Source organism: Ensifer sp. 22521, assembly GCF_052044795.1.
GTDB lineage: Bacteria > Pseudomonadota > Alphaproteobacteria > Rhizobiales > Rhizobiaceae > Ensifer.
Window position 1 is genome coordinate 164214 of record NZ_JBQENM010000005.1, and the last position, 16061, is coordinate 180274.

Genomic DNA, 16061 nt, shown 5'->3' on the forward strand with positions numbered 1-16061 from the left:
GATCAGCCTGCCTTGCGCCCGCGCACCTTTTCGTACTCGTCGTGGCGGCGGACGAAGCTCATGGTGTGGTCTTCGTTGCGGCCCTTCGGCGCGCGGTCGAGCAGCATCAGCGTGCCGACCAGTTCCTCAAGACCGCGGGCATAGGACGAATAGGTGTGATAGATCGCGCCGTCCTCGCCTTTCTGGAAGGCGCTCAGTCCTGGCAGTTCCTCATGCGCGTTGGCGCTTTCGATCTCGGTGAAATTGTAGGCGACCTTGCCGCTTGCCAGTTCGTCAGGAGAAAAGGCGACGTGGTAATCATGGTTGAAGCCGTTGCCCTCCGCAGAGACCCAGGGGAAGTGCCAATCCATGCGCTTCCTGTAGGCTTCGATCTTCGCCAGCGGCGCATTCGATGCGGCGATCAGCGTCACGTCGTGGTGGTTGAGGTGTGGCAGCATGCCGGCGAAGTGGTCGACCAGGAAGGAGCAGCCGGGGCAGCCGGCCTCCCAGGTGGGGCCGAACATGAAATGGTAGACAATGAGCTGACTGCGACCGTCGAACAGTTCGGACAGCGACTTGCGTCCGGTCACCGTGTCGAAAACGTAGGTCTTTTCCATCTTCACCCAGGGCAGAGCCAGCCGGGCGGCATTGACCTTGTCGCGTGCGTGGGTGTGTTCCTTTTCCAGCGCGAGCAGAGTTTTGCGCGCTTCCAACCACTCCTGAGGCGATACGACTGCGTGGTCCTGTCTCATGCCCGTTCCTCCTTCCAACGTTGCACTTGACTAATTACGTTGATATCAACATTAATCAGCCATGTCAAAGATGCCTTTAATTCCGTTCGAGACCACCCTGCATGTGAAGGATACCTGCCTCTGCCTGCATGTGCAGCGTGCCGCGCGTGCCATAGCCCGCCGGTTCGATGAGGCGCTGCGGTCCCTCGATATCACCAATGGGCAGTTCTCCCTGCTGATGTCGCTCAATCGTCCTGCGCCTCCGAACATGGGATCGGTTGCGTCGCTGCTCGCCATGGACCGGACGACGCTGACTGCGGCGCTGAAGCCCTTGGAACGGCGCGGCCTGATCGAGAGCTTTCCCGATCCGGAGGACCGAAGGTCGCGGCGGCTGCGGCTGACGCAGGAGGGCGCAGCGCTGCTGGCGCGTGCCATACCCATCTGGAAGGCATTGCATGAGGCGCTCGATCCGGTGCTTGGCGAAGGTGGACCGGACCGCCTGCGCGCGGATCTCCTGACACTGGCTTGAACGGCGGTTGCTTAGAGCGCCGTGCGTTCAAGTGAACGCACAAAGGACGCTCTAGCACTTTGAATCTAGAGCATCTTTCCGCCTCCAGTGATTCCACTTGAGAGCGGGATGCTCTAGGGGGCGGGATCTTCCGGTGAGGATCGTTCCTTGAGGACTTCGATGATCTCCGCCATCAAGGCCGAGGCCTGTCGCAGGCGTCTTTCACCCAATTCGGCACCGAGCCTGTCGGCCCAAGCCGCCTGCCGCTCTTTGATTTCGTGCAGCGCCGTTTCGCCGGCCGCCGTCAGGACCATGAGTTTTGCCCTTTGGTGGGTCGGATTGTCTCTGTAGGCGATCAGGCCTTCCGCTTCCAACAGGTCGGCGATGCGCTGCACGCCCTGGCGCGCGAGGCCGAGGGCGCGCGCGGCATCGGCGACCGACATGGGGGCGTGGTTTGCTGCTGCCAGTACCTGCCAGCGGGCGCTCGTCTGTCCGGAAGGCTTGGCGAGTGCGTCGCCGGCCTGCGTCAGCGGACCGGCAAGCCGCAACGCGGCTATCGCAAATTCCGCAAAGGCGTCGCCGGCGTGCGTGCGTTCAGGGTCTTTCATGTTGACAGTGCCACCCGTTGTGTGGAAACCTTTGTATGACATCATATTGTCATGATGAATTGGTTTCAGCAAGTCCTTTCAGCAAGGGAGAGGAGAGCATGGCGAAGAGGACTTACAAAGGCAGCTGCCACTGCGGCAAGGTGCGATACGAGGCGACTTTCGATCTCGATGCCGGGACGACCAAGTGCAATTTCTCCTTCTGTATCAATGGCACCAGCTTGGATGATGTCGATCCGTCCATCCTCGCCGAGGTGTCGGTGGATTATCTGGATGGCCGAAACGACCGATGGGATGAAAGACCTGTCGAGGTTCGCCATCTCTGACGGGCGCACCGAGCAATTGCTTTCAGTTGACAGCATATTGTCAATGTGGCAAATGCATTGTATAAGCTTCATCTGACAGCGTGTTGTCAAATTGGTGGGCGGCAAAGTGGGGTCTGCCTGGGCCCGGAAAGCAGGAGTGACGGTTATGAAACTGACCTATAAGGGAAGCTGCCATTGCGGAAATATCCGCTATGAGGCCGATGTCGACCTCGATGCCGGCACCGGCAAGTGCAATTGCTCGATCTGCTGGAAGCGGCGCTATTGGGGGGCAATCGTAAAGCCCGACGGTTTCCGCTTGCAGTGTGACGAAGCCAACATCGCCGACTACCAGTTTAGCAGCAACAGCGTGCATCACCGTTTCTGCAAGATCTGTGGCGTCGCGGCCTTCGGCCACGGCTACATCGAGGAGATCGGCGGTGCCTATTATTCGGTCAACGTCGCCTGCCTCGACGATCTCGATCCGGCGGTGCTCGCCGACGCGCCGGTGCAATATATGGACGGACGCAACAACAACTGGTTCCATGCGCCGGCCGAAACGCGCCATCTCTGACGTCTGGCAATGGCGGCTGGTCACATTCGACGAAACTCGAGATTGTATGTGACCTCTTCGCCAGTCCGGGGGTCGATGGCTGGTGCGCCGTAGATCACCAGCCTGTCGCCTTCCACGTAGAACGGGCGGATCAGATCGGACATGCCCCAGGCCGGGTTCCAGCTCGCATCCAGCTGGTGGATGACCCGGCCATCCTCAAGCCTGTAGGATCCGGCATAGGCGAGCATCGAGTCGAACAGCGCCGCCTTTTCGTCGCTCGTCGGTACGGCGCCTTTCAATGCGGGGCGATCACGCCTCACCACGACGGCGCTGACGCGGCCATCGGGATAGTAGGAGAGGTAGCCGATAGGATCGGCGCCCATGGCATCGCTGGTTTCGCCGGTGGCGACAACCTTGCGTTTCCAGGAGAGCATCTTCCAGGTGCCGAGCAATTCGGATGCGTTCGCCATGACCCACCTGTTTTAATCTTAGGGTAGCCTAAAATAACAGATGCACGCGGCCGGGCAAAGAAGGCAGCGGTGCGGAACGGGCCAGAGCCTGACATCCGGCCAAAGAAAAAAGGCCCCCGAACATCGGGAGCCTTCGGACTGTCTCTGTTTTTTTCGTCTCAGCGGTCGCCGAGGTCGCGCACTGCTCCGCGGTCGGCCGAGGTGGCGAATGCGGCATAGGCCTTGAGCGCCGTCGTCACCTTGCGCTTGCGCTGTTCGGCCGGCTTCCAGCCCTTGGCGTCCTGTTCGGCGCGGCGGCTCGCAAGCTCCGCCTCGTCGACGCGCAGGCTGATCGTGCGGTTCGGGATGTCGATGTCGATCATGTCGCCTTCGCGCACGAGACCGATCGTGCCGCCATTGGCCGCTTCTGGAGAAACGTGGCCGATCGAGAGGCCGGAGGTGCCGCCGGAGAAGCGGCCGTCGGTGATCAGCGCGCAAGCTTTGCCGAGTCCCTTCGACTTCAGGTAGCTCGTCGGATAGAGCATTTCCTGCATGCCCGGGCCGCCCTTCGGGCCTTCATAGCGGATGACGACCACGTCGCCGGCCTTGATCTCGTTGCCGAGGATCGCCTTGACCGATGCATCCTGGCTTTCGAACACGCGGGCCGGGCCGGAGAACTTCAGGATGCTCTCGTCGACGCCGGCGGTCTTCACGATGCAGCCGTCGATGGCGATGTTGCCCTTAAGCACAGCGAGGCCGCCGTCCTTGGAGAAGGGGTGTTCGACCGAGCGGATGACGCCCTTTTCGCGGTCGGTGTCGAGCTCGTCCCAGCGCGCCTCCTGGCTGAAGGCAACTTGCGTCGGGATGCCGCCCGGCGCCGCGCGGAAGAAGTTGCGCACCGTTTCGCTCGATGTGCGAGTGATGTCCCATCGGTCGATGGCGTCGCCGATCGTGGCGCTGTGGACGGTCGGGCAATCGCGGTTGATGAGGCCGCCTTTCTCGAGTTCGCCGAGGATCGACATGATACCGCCGGCGCGGTGCACGTCTTCCATGTGCACGTCGCTTTTCGCAGGCGCCACCTTTGACAGGCACGGAACCTTGCGCGACAGCCGGTCGATGTCGGCCATGGTGAAATCGACTTCACCCTCATGGGCGGCGGCGAGAATGTGCAGCACGGTGTTGGTCGAACCGCCCATGGCGATGTCGAGCGCCATGGCGTTTTCGAAAGCCTGCTTGGAGGCGACGTTGCGCGGCAGGACGCTTTCGTCCTCCTGCTCGTAGTAGCGGCGGGCAATATCGACGACCAGATGGCCGGCCTCGACGAAGAGGCGCTTGCGGTCGGCGTGGGTCGCGAGCGTCGAGCCGTTGCCGGGCAGCGACAGGCCGAGGGCCTCGGTCAGACAGTTCATCGAATTGGCGGTGAACATGCCGGAGCAGGAACCGCAGGTCGGGCAGGCGGAGCGCTCGATGACCTTGACGTCCTCGTCGGAAACATTGTCGTCGGCGGCTGCGACCATGGCGTCGACCAGATCGAGCGCATGCGTCTTGCCGTGCAGCACGACCTTGCCGGCTTCCATCGGGCCGCCGGAGACGAAGACGGCGGGGATATTGAGGCGGAGCGCCGCCATCAGCATGCCGGGCGTGATCTTGTCGCAGTTCGAGATGCAGACCATGGCGTCGGCGCAGTGGGCATTGACCATGTACTCGACCGAGTCGGCGATGATCTCGCGCGACGGCAGCGAATAGAGCATGCCGTCATGGCCCATGGCGATGCCGTCGTCGACGGCGATGGTGTTGAATTCCTTGGCGACGCCGCCGGCCGCCTCGATCTCGCGGGCGACGAGCTGGCCGAGATCCTTGAGGTGCACGTGGCCCGGCACGAACTGGGTGAATGAGTTCACCACTGCAATAATCGGCTTGCCAAAATCGCTGTCCTTCATGCCCGTCGCGCGCCAGAGGCCGCGGGCACCGGCCATGTTACGGCCATGGGTGGTGGTACGTGAGCGATAGGCAGGCATGGGCATGTTCCTTCACGGACAGGGCATTGCGCGAAATATGGCGATCCTTATCGCCACAGAAGGGGCTACCTAGCGCAAAATTGCGTGCACGTCATCTTTTGCGTCAGATTATTTCGACGCCGCGCGCCTGCATTTCGCGGGGTTTTCTGTCCCTTCGAGTGTCAATCTAGCCGCGCATGAATGCCTTGGACAGCATCAATCGGGAGGCTTTACGGAAATCTTATGCCGGGTGCCCGAAGTCGGAATCGAATCCGGACGCCTGATGGAGCTAGGTTTCCCTCATCGAATACGGATGAGTTCCATGTCTCTTCACGATTTCAGCTTGCGTCATCATGTCCGGAGCCTTCTGCCCGATACGGGTTTGCGCCAGCGGCCCGTTACTGTCGAGGCGAATGCAGATCCCCTGGATGTGCTGCTGCTGCGGCTGAGCGCGGTTCGCCGCCTGCGTGAGCACCATGTCTGGGAGGCTGTCCGCGTGATCCGGGAACTGCCCGGTCTCGCCGTGGACGAGTGGCCGTCGCCTCGGTTCCGCGATCTGATGGCGGCCGATGCCCTGGTCGATGCGGTCATCCACCTGACGTCGACGACTGAGGCAAAGCTCTGTCTCAGAACTCTCAGCCACGAACTCGAGCTTTGGACCTGTGCGCTGCGCTATCAGCCGCCAGGTGCGGGCCGGCTCACGTTCAAGGCGCGGCATGCCGATCTGGCCGCCGCGATCCTCGGCGCCTTCCTGTGCTCCTGCCGCGGCTATCAGCTTGCCATCGCGGCTACCGACCGCGGCCAGTTTCCCACCTGAAGGATATTTCCATGAACATGCACTCGCTGCGCCTCGACGGGGCGATCACGGCGCTCGTCACACCGTTTCGCGACGGCAAGGTCGATGTCGTCGGTCTGATGTCGCTGGTCGAATGGCAGATACGCCACGGCATCTCCGGCATCGTCGCTTGCGGTACCACCGGCGAGGCGCCGACGCTGTCGCGTACCGAGCGGACAATGGTGATCGAGCGCTGCGTCGAGGTCGCCGAGCGGAAGATCCCCGTTATCGCCGGAACCGGCACCAACAGTACCGAGACGACGATCGAGCTGACGGCGGAAGCCAAGGCGCTCGGTGCCGATGCGGTGCTCATTGTCGCGCCCTATTACAGCAAGCCGTCGCAGGAGGGGCTCTATCGGCACTTCGAGGCGGTCACCAGGGCTGTCGATTTGCCTGTCATCCTCTACAACGTGCCCGCCCGCACCGGCGTCGATCTGACACCGCGAACGCTTGAGCGGCTGGCGGAGCTTCCCGGCATCGTCGGCATCAAGGATGCGACCGGCGACATCGGCCGGCTTCTTTCGATGTCGGCTGCGCTCAAGAACCGCCTTCGTCCGTTTTCCGGCCATGACCAGACGGCGCTGGCGTTCAATCTTTGCGGCGGACACGGCACCATATCGGTGGCGTCCAATGTCGTTCCGCGGCTGGTGGTGGCGATGCATCAGGCAATCACGACCGGCAACGCAGGGGCGGCGCTTGCCATCCATGAACGGATAAGGCCGTTGCTGGTGGCGCTGGAGCGCGAGGCCAATCCGGGACCGATCAAATATGCGCTGCACCTGGCGCGCGCCCTCAGCCCCGAACTGCGCTTGCCATTGACGCCGGTTGCGGCGGAAACGGCAGCCGAGATTCGTGCGGCACTCGAGCCGCTCACCGAACTTCCGTCCTCCACCCATATCGGCCGCGCCGTCCGCATCGCGCTCGCGAGCTGAGTTCCCTCAACAATTCCCGTCCTGCCAGCATCCCCTCATTCGTTGAGCTCGGCGCGCGGGACCTTATGCCAAAAAGGAGACAGATCATGTCACGCTTGCCGCATCTTGCCGCTCAAGCCGAACAGCGCCGACGCGCCCAGGGCAACATCGAGAACCGCCACGATAACGACAGCGCGGTTCGCGACGCCTTTCTCGGCATCGGCGTCCGCCTCGGTATCGTTCTCGGCCTTGCCTATGGCATCCAGGCCGCCATTCCGTGGATTGCCGGTTAAGCCTTTTTCCGATCAACGAGGATCATTCCATCATGGGCAGTACGCAGCAGATTCGGCGTGGTTTTCGCGCGCGCACGTTTCGTCGTTGGCCGCGATAGGCACGGCTGGTGGGTCGTTTCCGACCGCAAGGGCGTCGTTGGCGGCCTCTTCACCAACGAGACGGCGGCGATCCACTTCGCCGTCGAGGCCAGCGATCGGCATCCGGAGGAGGTGTGCCGCGCGCCGGAAGGTGCAGCCATCGATCTCGATACGTTTTCCCGTCCACCGAAGCCGCGCCGTGCCCACTCCTGACAGCGCTTGAGGCCGACATTGCCGACGAACCATTGCCGGACTGTTCGATCGGGAAACCGTCGGGAGGCCCTGGAGGAGGCCGCATTCGCGGTCTCCCATCGAGATTGTTGCTGTTGCTTGCAAAGCAGGTGACGCGGGTCCATTCTTTCGAAGCCATCATGTCCCGGCTGGCTCCGCATTCGCCGTGCCAGCCTGGTTCGTTCGAAGGTTCGTCGTCGATGAACTGCCACGAGTGCGGTTGCGAGATCCAAGGCGGGTTTGCGTTTTGCCCGAATTGCGGTGCCAAGCAGCATAGCCCGTGTCCCGGTTGCGGCGCACTCTGCCCGCCACACTTCTCCTTTTGTCCCACCTGCGGCACCCGGCTTGGAAGCCCGGCACCAATAAAGCCGACGGTTTCGCCACCTGCGACGGCACAGACGCCTCGGGCGCGACCTTCTGGCGGAGAGGAGGCGGGCGCCGACCGCCGCACAGCCACCATTCTCTTTGCCGACCTCTGCGGCTTTACTGGTCTCAGCGAGCAGGTGGATCCGGAAGTCCTCAGGGCTTTCCAGAACGAACTCTTCGAAGAACTGACCGAGGCGGTCGAGGCTTTCGGTGGCTTCGTCGACAAATTCATCGGCGACGCGTTGCTGGCCCTTTTCGGCGCGCCGGTGGCGCACGAGGACGACTCCGAGAGAGCGCTTCGTGCCGCGCTCGACATGGTCGGTCGGGCAAGGCGGGTCGGCGAACGCTGGCAGCGGCGGATCGGCGAGCCACTGAACCTCCATATCGGGCTCAACACCGGAACGGTCGTGGCCGGGCGTTTGGGCGCTGGCGACGGCAAGGCCTATTCGGTGACCGGCGACGCAGTCAACACGGCGCAGCGGCTGCAAACGCTGGCAGGGCCTGGGGAGATCCTCGTCGGGCCGGTGACCTATCGGTTGACCTGCCACGCCTTTGCCTACGAGGCGCTTGGCGCGACGACGTTGCGCGGCAAAGCGGAAAGCGTCGAGGTCTACAGGCTGACGCAGTCTCTGGAGGCACCACGCACGGCACGTGGTCTCGAAGCGCTGGGGCTCGGTGCGCCGCTGATCGGACGTGAGGCGGAGATGAAGCGCCTCATTGATTGCCTCGAGCTTGCCTGCGGCGGGACGGCGCAGCTGGTGCGCCTGACGGGTGAGGCAGGGCTCGGGAAGTCGCGGCTGGTCAAAGAATTCCTCGAACGGGTGGCCGCGGATCCGCGCTTCTCGAACGTCGTCGTTCGTCGTGCCGGCAGTTCGTCACTCGGAGAACCGTCCTATGGCGTTCTCGCGGCGGTGCTGCGCGGTGCCTACGGGATTTCGATGAGCGACAGCCTGCAGCGGACGACAGAGCTACTCGCCGCGGGACTGGCCGAGATCGGATTTGCGCAAGACAAGCTCGAACAGCTCGTACCGCTGTTTCTGCGGATCCTGGGCTTGGGTTCCCAGGATGAGCTGTTGCGCCATGTGGAGCCGGAACAGATGCGCCGGCAGCTTTTCGCAGGGGTGAGGGCGATTTTTGAACGACGCCTGTCACGAACGCCCTTACTGCTCGTGATCGAGGATTTGCACTGGGCCGACGCTGCCTCGCTCGAGGCCATATCCTTCGTCCTCGAGCGGACGGAAGGCAGCCCGTTGATGCTGCTGACCACCCAGCGGCCCGACGCCGATGCCGATCAGCTGAAGCCCGGCCATACAAACTTGACGGCGTTGCGCCTCGCACCGCTTTCGGAAGCCGACAGGCGTCGGCTGCTTGCGGCATTCTTCGGTAGGGATGGGCTGCCTCAGGCGCTCGCCGAGCGCATCTTGGCACGGGCCGGGGGCAATCCCCTGTTCATCGAGGAAATCGTGCGCGGCCTGATCGATGTATCCGCCGTGCAGCGGGTCGGCTCGACCTGGCGGGTGGTGGAGCGCGAAGCGGCCGCCGACATTCCGGTGACCATCGAGGCGATACTGCTCGGCCGCGTCGATCGGCTGCCGCCGGACGCCCGCCGAATGCTGCACCACGCTGCGATGATCGGGCCGCGCTTCGATGCGGATCTGCTGCAAGCGGTTTCGGGGCGGACGCCGGTGGATACGGTTCTTGATCTGCTCTGCGATGCGGAGATCATCGAAGAAGCCAGGGACGGCGGCGGGTTCCTGGGCACGCAGACCTATCGGTTTACCCAGACGTTGCTGCAGGAGGTGGTCTACAACAATCTGCTGCTCAGTCGGCGCACGGACGGGCATGCATTGATCGGCAAGGTGCTGGAGCGCCGGTTCGGCGAGGATACCGACCGGCCCGAGGAAATGGCGCTGCTCGGCCACCATTTCGGCCTCTCCGAACAGAAGGCCAAGGGCGCACGTTACCTGGTCGCGGCTGGAGACCGGGCGCGGGCGCTCTATGCCAATGATGATGCCATCCGGCTTTATGAACAGGCGATGGCGGCACTGGCGGCCAGCGGCGAACAGGGGCCCGAATGGCTTGCCGCACGCGAACGCGTCGCCGATCTCCTGGGCCCGACCGGCCAGCGTGAGGCGGCGGTTCAGCACTACGGCGCACTATTGGAGATTTACAGCGCCATGGACGACCGGATTGCCGCGGCACGAATCCGGCGCAAATTCGGCCATCATCTCTGGGAAACCGGGCGGCGTGACGAGGCGTTGGCTTCCTTCGCTGCAGCCGCCGAGCTGCTCGAAGGCGTGAGCGCGCCGATTGAAGGTGCGCATCTTTCACAGGAATGCGGCCACCTCGCCTTCCGCATGGGAGACTATGCCGGCGCCCTCAAGGCGGCGGACGACGCCCTGGATCGCATTGCGGCATATACGCCGGAGACCCCAGAGACTGAGCGGGAGGCGATGCGGGTCACGGCCGAAGCGCTGAACACCAAGGCCGTGACGCTTGCCCGCCTTGGCCGCAGCGCCGAAGCGATCGGTATCGTCGAGCGAAGCGTCGCGGCGGCGGAAGGCGCGAACCTGTTGAATGCCGCCTGCCGCGGCTATACCAATCTGGCGGTGTTCTACGCGGTCACCGATCCGAGACGTGCGATTGAGGTTTGCCGCTGCGGTTTCGACATGGCAAGGCGTATCGGCGACCTCGGTTTTCAGGCGCGCCTGCTCGCCAACCTTGCCGTCGCCTATTGCACCTTCACCGATCGCTGTGCGCCGGACGGCGTGCCGGCAGCCGAGCGCGCGATTGCGATTGACCGGGAACTCGACCAGCGCGACCACTTGCCGGTGTCGCTGCTGGTGCTCGGCCAGATCCATCAGTGTCATGGCCGGGCAGATGTCGCCCGCGGCCTTTATCAGGAGGCGCTCGACCTTTGCGGAGAAACGCAAGAGGCGCAGCTCCTGTTTCCGTGTTATGATGGCTTGGCGACGCTTTGCCTGGACGCCGGCGATCTCGATGCAGCGGAAAGGTACTTCGCCTTGGCGAGAGACATATGTGCGCAACATGGTCTCGATCCCGAGGCGTTGATGATTTTGCCGTTTCTCGACTGATATTTCCGATCGTCGCCTGGGGCGCGGCGTCCACGTTTTGATTGCTGCGCACAGTTTGCCGGAGAAAAAGCGCCTGCCTTGCCACAAGGCGTACCAGGAGCGTTCCGGCCGGGATGAGGAGATGAAACATGGTTGAGCCGCTGAGTGGACGGCCGTTGCAGCCGGGGGATCGGGCGCCGAATGTGGTGCTCGACGCAATCACGCAGGAAGGTCAGATCGCCCTTGATGATTTTCGCGGCCGCAAACCGGTCCTGGTCGGCCTGTTCCGCGGCCTGCATTGTCCGTTCTGCAGACGGCAGATCGCCGCCATGGCGCAACTCGACGGCGCCTTGCGGGAGCGGGGCATCGAGAGCCTGACGGTGGTCAATACGCCGATCGATCGAGCGCGCCTCTATTTCCGTTATCATCCTGTGCCGAATTTGCTGGCCGCCGCCGATCCCGAACGGGTCTCGCATCGGGCGTTCGGGCTGCCCAACCTCGAATTCACCGAGGACGAGGACGCCTGGCCGTACAAGATCGCCCAGAAGACGATCATGGCGATGAAGGTGAATATGCCGGGCGAATTGCCGGAACCGATGGACCCGATCGCAGCCATGGCCTATCTCGACAAGGCGGAAGGCTACCAGATCACCGAGGCCGACGAACGGATGATGGCGACCGGGGCCGGGCAACTCGTCGGCGAGTTCCTGCTCGATCGTGATGGCGTTGTGCGCTGGAGTTTCACGGAAGTACCGGACGGCGGCCAGAACATGTTCGGAGCCCCGCGTCGCGACGAATTGATGTCCGCCGCCTCCGCCATGGTGCATTAAGGCGTCGACTTTGGATGGTTGGCCGTCGACGGCGGTTGGCGGTGATCCTGGAACAAGGCCCCGTCGGTCCGGTGATCGACGGGGTTTTTCGTCGCGATGTTATCGCAAAACCGCTGCGCACTTTTGCGCGACATACTTTAGCCGAGTGAAGCGATCGCCTCGTCGATCAGCGCGACGATCTCCTTTGGATGCGATGCAAGCGAGGCGTGGCTGGCGTCGAGGGTGATGATCTTCTTTGCCTTGATGCGTTCAGCCATCCACTGTTCGGTTTCCGGCGGGATCATGTTGTCGTGGCGCGATACCTGGTACCAGCTCGGCTTTTCCTTCCAGGCCGGGGGGCCGGCCTCGTCTTCAAAGCAACGCCCGGCAATCGGCTTCTGCGTCACCGCCATGACCAGCGCGTCGGTCTCGTTCAAATCCTGGCCGAAGCTCTGGCGGAAGGTGTCTTGCGCCAACCAGAGGAAGCCATCCTTGTCGGGGCGGATACTGGCAGCACCGGAGGGTGGGTCGCGCCGCGCAAAAATGCTGCCGAGGCTGTCGCCCTCATCCGGCGCGAAGGCCGCGACATAGACGAGGCCAACGACATTGGGTACATGGCCGGCGCCGCTGATCACCGCGCCGCCATAGGAGTGGCCGACAAGCAGGGTCGGGCCATCAAGCGATTCCGCCAGTTTGCGCGTGCGCTCGATGTCGTCGGCAAGCGAGGTCAGTGGGTTCTGCACTGCGGCGATCCTGTAGCCCTTGGCGTGGAGTGGCGGGATCACGTGACGCCAATGGGAAGCATCGCCCCAGGCGCCGTGTACGAGCAGGATGTTCTTGACGGCAGGCATTGTCCGTTCCTTTCGCTTGAATGGAGAGGTGCTCGGTTCGGCATCACACTCGCCCCTGGTGAGGTGTGCGAGGAATGTCGCCCTTCGTCTGTTTGGTGGCTTGCTTTGCCCTGCGCTTGGCGCTTGGCAAAGCGTTGAGATCGAAGACGGAAATTAGGGCGAGAAGGCGTGTCTTCCATGATGCAAACCATAAACTTTCGTGACGGAAGACCAACCCTGCGCGTCCCCGGAGGCCGGGTGGTCGCGATAGCAGGCGATGGCGACAGGATGAGGAGAAGACGGGGTCCCAGAGCAGCGGTATTGGGGCTACGGGGCATCGCTCTGGGACCGGTTGCGCCCAGGAGGCGGGCTGTGCTTCCGGGCGCTTCGGCATCAAGTCATCGTGAAGCCGATTCGACAATGCGCCCCGGACCTTTGCCGGCCCCTGTCGGACCAAAGTCCCAGCGCCAGCTGTGGGCAACGTGGCGCACAGCGTTTCGATAAAGGCCGCTGCGAGCGTGCCGTTCGTCTGCCGCAGCTAGGAAGAAATGGGGGAAACGAAAAAGGCCTCTCGATTTCTCGAAAGGCCTTTTGAATTCGAATGGTGGGCGTGACAAGGATCGAACTTGTGACCCCTACGATGTCAACGTAGTGCTCTCCCGCTGAGCTACACGCCCATCCGATGTCGGCGCATAGACCACAAAACCCGTTGTCGCGTCAATAGGGTTTTCGAAGGTTTTTTGACAGAAATTTCGAAGGCATGTTTTTTCCCATCCGGGGGTCGGTCGCGGCGGCCTGGCGAGGGCCCGGATTTGCGGGATTCCTGCTAAGGCCTTGAAACGAAAAGACCGCCGGAGATCCTTGTGGATCGCGGCGGTCGATCGGAAATCGTCTTGGCTTGTCGCCACAGTGTGCCGAAGCGGCAGCGACTGTGGAAAACTCGTCGCTTAAGCCGCGGCCAGCATCTTGTTGACCTCGTCGACGAGGTCGCGGAGGTGGAAGGGCTTCGAAAGCACCTTGGCATCCTTCGGCGCCTTGGAGTCGGGATTGAGTGCAACGGCGGCAAAGCCGGTGATGAACATGACCTTGAGGTCCGGATCGAGTTCGGTCGCGCGACGCGCCAGCTCGATGCCGTCCATCTCGGGCATGACGATGTCGGTGAGGAGAAGCGAGAAGGGCTCCTCGCGAAGCCGGTCATAGGCGCTGGCGCCGTTGTCGTAGGACATGACCTTGTAGCCGGCCTTTTCGAGCGCCTTGACCAGGAACCGGCGCATATCGTTGTCGTCTTCGGCAAGAAGGATTTTCGCAGTCATGAATTCGGCCGTGCTTCTCTTTTTTCAGTTTATTGCGCGTAGATTGCGGCGTTTTATCCAAACCCCAACGCGGTAAATATCTCGTGAACGCGGGACGTCAATTCCCCGGTAGCTGTGATTGGTCACTATGGACACAGAGCGGACCAACTGGCAACATGATGACAATTGTAAGAACCGCATATGGTAAAAAAGGGTTCAGATGGGGGAAATTGCGGAGAGGGAACTGTTTGAGGTCCTGGAACCTCCGATCCAGCGCATTCCCTTTGTGTTCAATTCACCGCATAGCGGCCGGTCCTATCCCCAGCGCTTTCTCGATCAGTCGCGGCTCGACGCTGTTTCGATTCGCCGGTCCGAAGACCACTATGTCGATGAGCTGTTCCAGAACGCGACTTTTCTCGGAGCGCCGATGCTGCTGGCGCATTTCCCGCGCGCCTTCCTCGACGTCAACCGTGAGCCCTATGAGCTTGACCCGCGCATGTTCGACGGCCCGTTGCCGCCGCATGCCAACATCAGCTCGATGCGTGTCGCAGGCGGCCTCGGCACTATACCGCGGCTGGTCGCCGAGAACATGGAGATCTATCGTGGACGTTTCCCAGTGGAAGACGCGCTGACGCGGATCGAGACGATCTACAAGCCCTACCATGCCACCCTGCGCAAGCTGATCGCGCGCACGCATGTGCAGTTCGGCCTGTCGGTGCTGATCGATTGCCACTCGATGCCCGGGAACGTGCATCTACCCGGCAGCGCCCAGCGTCCCGACTTCATCATCGGCGACCGCTACGGCACCAGTGCCGCGGGTGAACTGTCGCGCGCCGCCGTCGATCTGTTGCAGCAGCTCGGCTATAGCGTCGTGCGCAACAAGCCCTATGCCGGCGGTTTCATCACCGAGCATTACGGTCGCCCGACACGCGGGCTGCATGCGCTGCAGATCGAGATCAACCGGGCGCTCTATGTCGATGAGACGACGCTGGTGCGCAAGCCCGGCTTCGGCGCGCTGGTCGCAGATCTCACGACCTTCGTCGCGTCGCTTGCCCGCCATGTCGAAGACTACGGCGCCTACCTCCCGCTCGCAGCGGAGTGACTTTAGGATTTTCTGTCGTGGAGCTTCAAAAAAAACCGCGCCAACGGCGCGGTCAAGTCTAGGGAGGAAACACCCAAGGAGGGTATTTACAGTCACAGGTGACTGTACCCAAACCTTAATATTGCACTGCACAAATGTCAAGTTGAAGCAGTGAGAACTTTTGCAGTGCATCAAACGTTTTTTAGGCGAAAGCGGTATCTGAACCGATTGAAAGCTAGAAATCTGAAAACACAGGTGATTTGGTCGCCCCTGCCATCGCATCAGTTCGTTTGCCTTTCGGTAAAATTCGTCTATGCAGGACGAACCTTCCTTCCTCCATGCTTCCCTGAGAGAGAGCCATGCTGCCCGACCGCGCCTTCTTCGATCGCCTTGCCGAAGCTGCCAAGGCAGAGACCCTGCCACGATTCCGGATCGGCACCAGCGTGGTCAACAAGATCGAAGGCGGCTTTGATCCGGTAACGGAGGCGGACCAGTCGGCGGAAGCGGCGATCCGTTCGCTGATCGAGAAGCATTTTCCGGAGCATGGCATCCTTGGCGAAGAGCATGGCAATGTCGGGCTCGACCGCGAATATGTCTGGGTCATCGACCCGATCGACGGCACGCGCGCCTTCATTTCCGGCCTGCCGGTCTGGGGTACGCTGATCGGCCTCTATCGCAATGGCGAGGCGGTCATGGGCCTGATGGATCAGCCGTTCACCGGCGAGCGCTATTTCGCCGATGGTGAGAAGGCGACCTACCGGGGTCCCGGTGGCGAAAAGGTGCTTTCGACACGTGCCTGCAATTCGCTTTCGGATGCGGTGCTGTTCACCACATCGCCGCACCTCTACACGGGCGCGTTCAAGACCCGCTACGAGGCGCTGCAGAGCAAGGTCCGGCTCTTCCGATACGGCTGCGATTGCTACGCCTTCGCGCTGCTGGCCGCCGGCCACATCGACCTGGTGGTCGAATGTGGACTGAAGCCTTACGATGTCGGCGGCCTCATTCCGCTGATCGAGCAGGCTGGCGGCATCATCACCAATTGGCAGGGTGGACCGGCGGAAATGGGTGGTGAAGTCATCGCTGCCGGCAGCGCCGAACTGCATGCTCAGGCGCTGGAAATCCTCAAAGGCTGAGGCC

17 protein-coding genes and 1 tRNA gene are annotated in these 16061 nt (G+C 62.3%); 11 read left to right on the forward strand and 7 right to left on the reverse strand.

The genetic code is table 11. From position 1 onward, the window contains the following. Positions 1-2: 2 nt before the first annotated feature. A complete protein-coding gene (locus ACTJKE_RS08685) occupies positions 3-731 on the reverse strand; it encodes a DUF899 domain-containing protein (RefSeq protein WP_440691737.1) in 729 nt (242 codons plus the stop codon). Between the two features lie 61 nt (positions 732-792). Here ACTJKE_RS08685 and ACTJKE_RS08690 point away from each other — a divergent pair, with 61 nt between their 5' ends. After that, a complete protein-coding gene (locus tag ACTJKE_RS08690) occupies positions 793-1239 on the forward strand; it encodes a MarR family winged helix-turn-helix transcriptional regulator (RefSeq protein WP_057254610.1) in 447 nt (148 codons plus the stop codon). Between the two features lie 113 nt (positions 1240-1352). On the opposite strand, the gene ACTJKE_RS08695 is transcribed toward ACTJKE_RS08690, so the two are convergent. Beyond that, a complete protein-coding gene (locus tag ACTJKE_RS08695) occupies positions 1353-1826 on the reverse strand; it encodes a MarR family winged helix-turn-helix transcriptional regulator (protein WP_093233522.1) in 474 nt (157 codons plus the stop codon). A gap of 98 nt (positions 1827-1924) precedes the next feature. On the opposite strand from ACTJKE_RS08695, the gene ACTJKE_RS08700 reads away from it, so the two are divergent. Both ACTJKE_RS08700 and ACTJKE_RS08705 read left to right on the forward strand, forming a co-directional pair. After that, positions 1925-2149: a hypothetical protein gene (locus ACTJKE_RS08700; RefSeq protein ID WP_440691739.1), complete on the forward strand. Its 225-nt coding sequence runs from the start codon at positions 1925-1927 to the stop codon at positions 2147-2149. A gap of 145 nt (positions 2150-2294) precedes the next feature. After that, positions 2295-2699, forward strand: a complete 405-nt coding sequence (locus ACTJKE_RS08705) for a GFA family protein (RefSeq protein WP_057254613.1) — start codon at positions 2295-2297, stop codon at positions 2697-2699. A gap of 20 nt (positions 2700-2719) precedes the next feature. Here the strand turns inward: ACTJKE_RS08705 and ACTJKE_RS08710 are convergent, their stop codons facing one another. Together ACTJKE_RS08710 and ilvD are read right to left on the reverse strand one after the other, a co-directional pair. After that, entirely contained in the window at positions 2720-3148 is a 429-nt protein-coding gene (locus tag ACTJKE_RS08710) for a lipocalin-like domain-containing protein (RefSeq protein ID WP_057254614.1), read from the reverse strand. 158 nt (positions 3149-3306) lie between these two features. Next, complete coding sequence (gene ilvD, locus ACTJKE_RS08715) at positions 3307-5145, reverse strand: dihydroxy-acid dehydratase (RefSeq protein WP_058325924.1); 1839 nt, start codon at positions 5143-5145, stop codon at positions 3307-3309. 301 nt (positions 5146-5446) lie between these two features. Between ilvD and ACTJKE_RS08720 the strand changes: the two genes are divergently transcribed. The 6 genes from ACTJKE_RS08720 to ACTJKE_RS08745 all read left to right on the forward strand — a co-directional run bounded on the left by ACTJKE_RS08720 (position 5447) and on the right by ACTJKE_RS08745 (position 11742). Next, a complete protein-coding gene (locus ACTJKE_RS08720) occupies positions 5447-5941 on the forward strand; it encodes a hypothetical protein (RefSeq protein WP_440691742.1) in 495 nt (164 codons plus the stop codon). 11 nt (positions 5942-5952) lie between these two features. After that, complete coding sequence (dapA, locus tag ACTJKE_RS08725) at positions 5953-6891, forward strand: 4-hydroxy-tetrahydrodipicolinate synthase (protein ID WP_440691744.1); 939 nt, start codon at positions 5953-5955, stop codon at positions 6889-6891. An 86-nt stretch (positions 6892-6977) separates the two neighbouring features. Beyond that, the gene (locus ACTJKE_RS08730) at positions 6978-7163 is read left to right on the forward strand and encodes a hypothetical protein (RefSeq protein WP_057254618.1); all 186 of its coding nucleotides are present in this window, start codon (positions 6978-6980) and stop codon (positions 7161-7163) included. A gap of 57 nt (positions 7164-7220) precedes the next feature. Then, entirely contained in the window at positions 7221-7454 is a 234-nt protein-coding gene (locus ACTJKE_RS08735) for a hypothetical protein (protein WP_440691746.1), read from the forward strand. Positions 7455-7672: 218 nt separating this feature from the next. Continuing rightward, positions 7673-10933 carry an adenylate/guanylate cyclase domain-containing protein gene (locus tag ACTJKE_RS08740; RefSeq protein ID WP_440691807.1) on the forward strand — a complete coding sequence of 1087 codons (3261 nt, stop codon included), beginning with the start codon at positions 7673-7675 and terminating at the stop codon, positions 10931-10933. Positions 10934-11061: 128 nt separating this feature from the next. Continuing rightward, complete coding sequence (locus ACTJKE_RS08745; protein ID WP_058325920.1) at positions 11062-11742, forward strand: peroxiredoxin-like family protein; 681 nt, start codon at positions 11062-11064, stop codon at positions 11740-11742. A 137-nt stretch (positions 11743-11879) separates the two neighbouring features. Here ACTJKE_RS08745 and ACTJKE_RS08750 read toward each other — a convergent pair whose 3' ends face one another. The 3 genes from ACTJKE_RS08750 to cpdR1 form a co-directional block, all read right to left on the reverse strand. Beyond that, the gene (locus ACTJKE_RS08750; protein WP_440691748.1) at positions 11880-12572 is read right to left on the reverse strand and encodes an alpha/beta hydrolase; all 693 of its coding nucleotides are present in this window, start codon (positions 12570-12572) and stop codon (positions 11880-11882) included. 581 nt (positions 12573-13153) lie between these two features. Further along, a tRNA-Val gene (locus ACTJKE_RS08755) sits at positions 13154-13228 on the reverse strand. 270 nt (positions 13229-13498) lie between these two features. Continuing rightward, positions 13499-13864 carry a response regulator CpdR1 gene (gene cpdR1, locus ACTJKE_RS08760; RefSeq protein WP_034786813.1) on the reverse strand — a complete coding sequence of 122 codons (366 nt, stop codon included), beginning with the start codon at positions 13862-13864 and terminating at the stop codon, positions 13499-13501. Positions 13865-14063: 199 nt separating this feature from the next. Between cpdR1 and ACTJKE_RS08765 the strand changes: the two genes are divergently transcribed. Continuing rightward, a complete protein-coding gene (locus tag ACTJKE_RS08765) occupies positions 14064-14945 on the forward strand; it encodes an N-formylglutamate amidohydrolase (protein WP_112996745.1) in 882 nt (293 codons plus the stop codon). A 338-nt stretch (positions 14946-15283) separates the two neighbouring features. Continuing rightward, on the forward strand, positions 15284-16057 hold the full coding sequence (hisN, locus tag ACTJKE_RS08770) for a histidinol-phosphatase (protein ID WP_440691750.1): 774 nt from the start codon (positions 15284-15286) through the stop codon (positions 16055-16057). The last annotated feature ends 4 nt before the right edge of the window (positions 16058-16061 follow it).

What these genes read in the sequence shown, in the direction of transcription:
- ACTJKE_RS08685 (WP_440691737.1), bottom strand. Translation starts at nt 731, where the DNA reads ATGAGACAGGACCACGCAGTCGTATCGCCTCAGGAGTGGTTGGAAGCG.
- ACTJKE_RS08690 (WP_057254610.1), top strand. Translation starts at nt 793, where the DNA reads ATGTCAAAGATGCCTTTAATTCCGTTCGAGACCACCCTGCATGTGAAG.
- ACTJKE_RS08695 (WP_093233522.1), bottom strand. Translation starts at nt 1,826, where the DNA reads ATGAAAGACCCTGAACGCACGCACGCCGGCGACGCCTTTGCGGAATTT.
- ACTJKE_RS08700 (WP_440691739.1), top strand. Translation starts at nt 1,925, where the DNA reads ATGGCGAAGAGGACTTACAAAGGCAGCTGCCACTGCGGCAAGGTGCGA.
- ACTJKE_RS08705 (WP_057254613.1), top strand. Translation starts at nt 2,295, where the DNA reads ATGAAACTGACCTATAAGGGAAGCTGCCATTGCGGAAATATCCGCTAT.
- ACTJKE_RS08710 (WP_057254614.1), bottom strand. Translation starts at nt 3,148, where the DNA reads ATGGCGAACGCATCCGAATTGCTCGGCACCTGGAAGATGCTCTCCTGG.
- ilvD (WP_058325924.1), bottom strand. Translation starts at nt 5,145, where the DNA reads ATGCCTGCCTATCGCTCACGTACCACCACCCATGGCCGTAACATGGCC.
- ACTJKE_RS08720 (WP_440691742.1), top strand. Translation starts at nt 5,447, where the DNA reads ATGTCTCTTCACGATTTCAGCTTGCGTCATCATGTCCGGAGCCTTCTG.
- dapA (WP_440691744.1), top strand. Translation starts at nt 5,953, where the DNA reads ATGAACATGCACTCGCTGCGCCTCGACGGGGCGATCACGGCGCTCGTC.
- ACTJKE_RS08730 (WP_057254618.1), top strand. Translation starts at nt 6,978, where the DNA reads ATGTCACGCTTGCCGCATCTTGCCGCTCAAGCCGAACAGCGCCGACGC.
- ACTJKE_RS08740 (WP_440691807.1), top strand. Translation starts at nt 7,673, where the DNA reads ATGAACTGCCACGAGTGCGGTTGCGAGATCCAAGGCGGGTTTGCGTTT.
- ACTJKE_RS08745 (WP_058325920.1), top strand. Translation starts at nt 11,062, where the DNA reads ATGGTTGAGCCGCTGAGTGGACGGCCGTTGCAGCCGGGGGATCGGGCG.
- ACTJKE_RS08750 (WP_440691748.1), bottom strand. Translation starts at nt 12,572, where the DNA reads ATGCCTGCCGTCAAGAACATCCTGCTCGTACACGGCGCCTGGGGCGAT.
- cpdR1 (WP_034786813.1), bottom strand. Translation starts at nt 13,864, where the DNA reads ATGACTGCGAAAATCCTTCTTGCCGAAGACGACAACGATATGCGCCGG.
- ACTJKE_RS08765 (WP_112996745.1), top strand. Translation starts at nt 14,064, where the DNA reads ATGGGGGAAATTGCGGAGAGGGAACTGTTTGAGGTCCTGGAACCTCCG.
- hisN (WP_440691750.1), top strand. Translation starts at nt 15,284, where the DNA reads ATGCTGCCCGACCGCGCCTTCTTCGATCGCCTTGCCGAAGCTGCCAAG.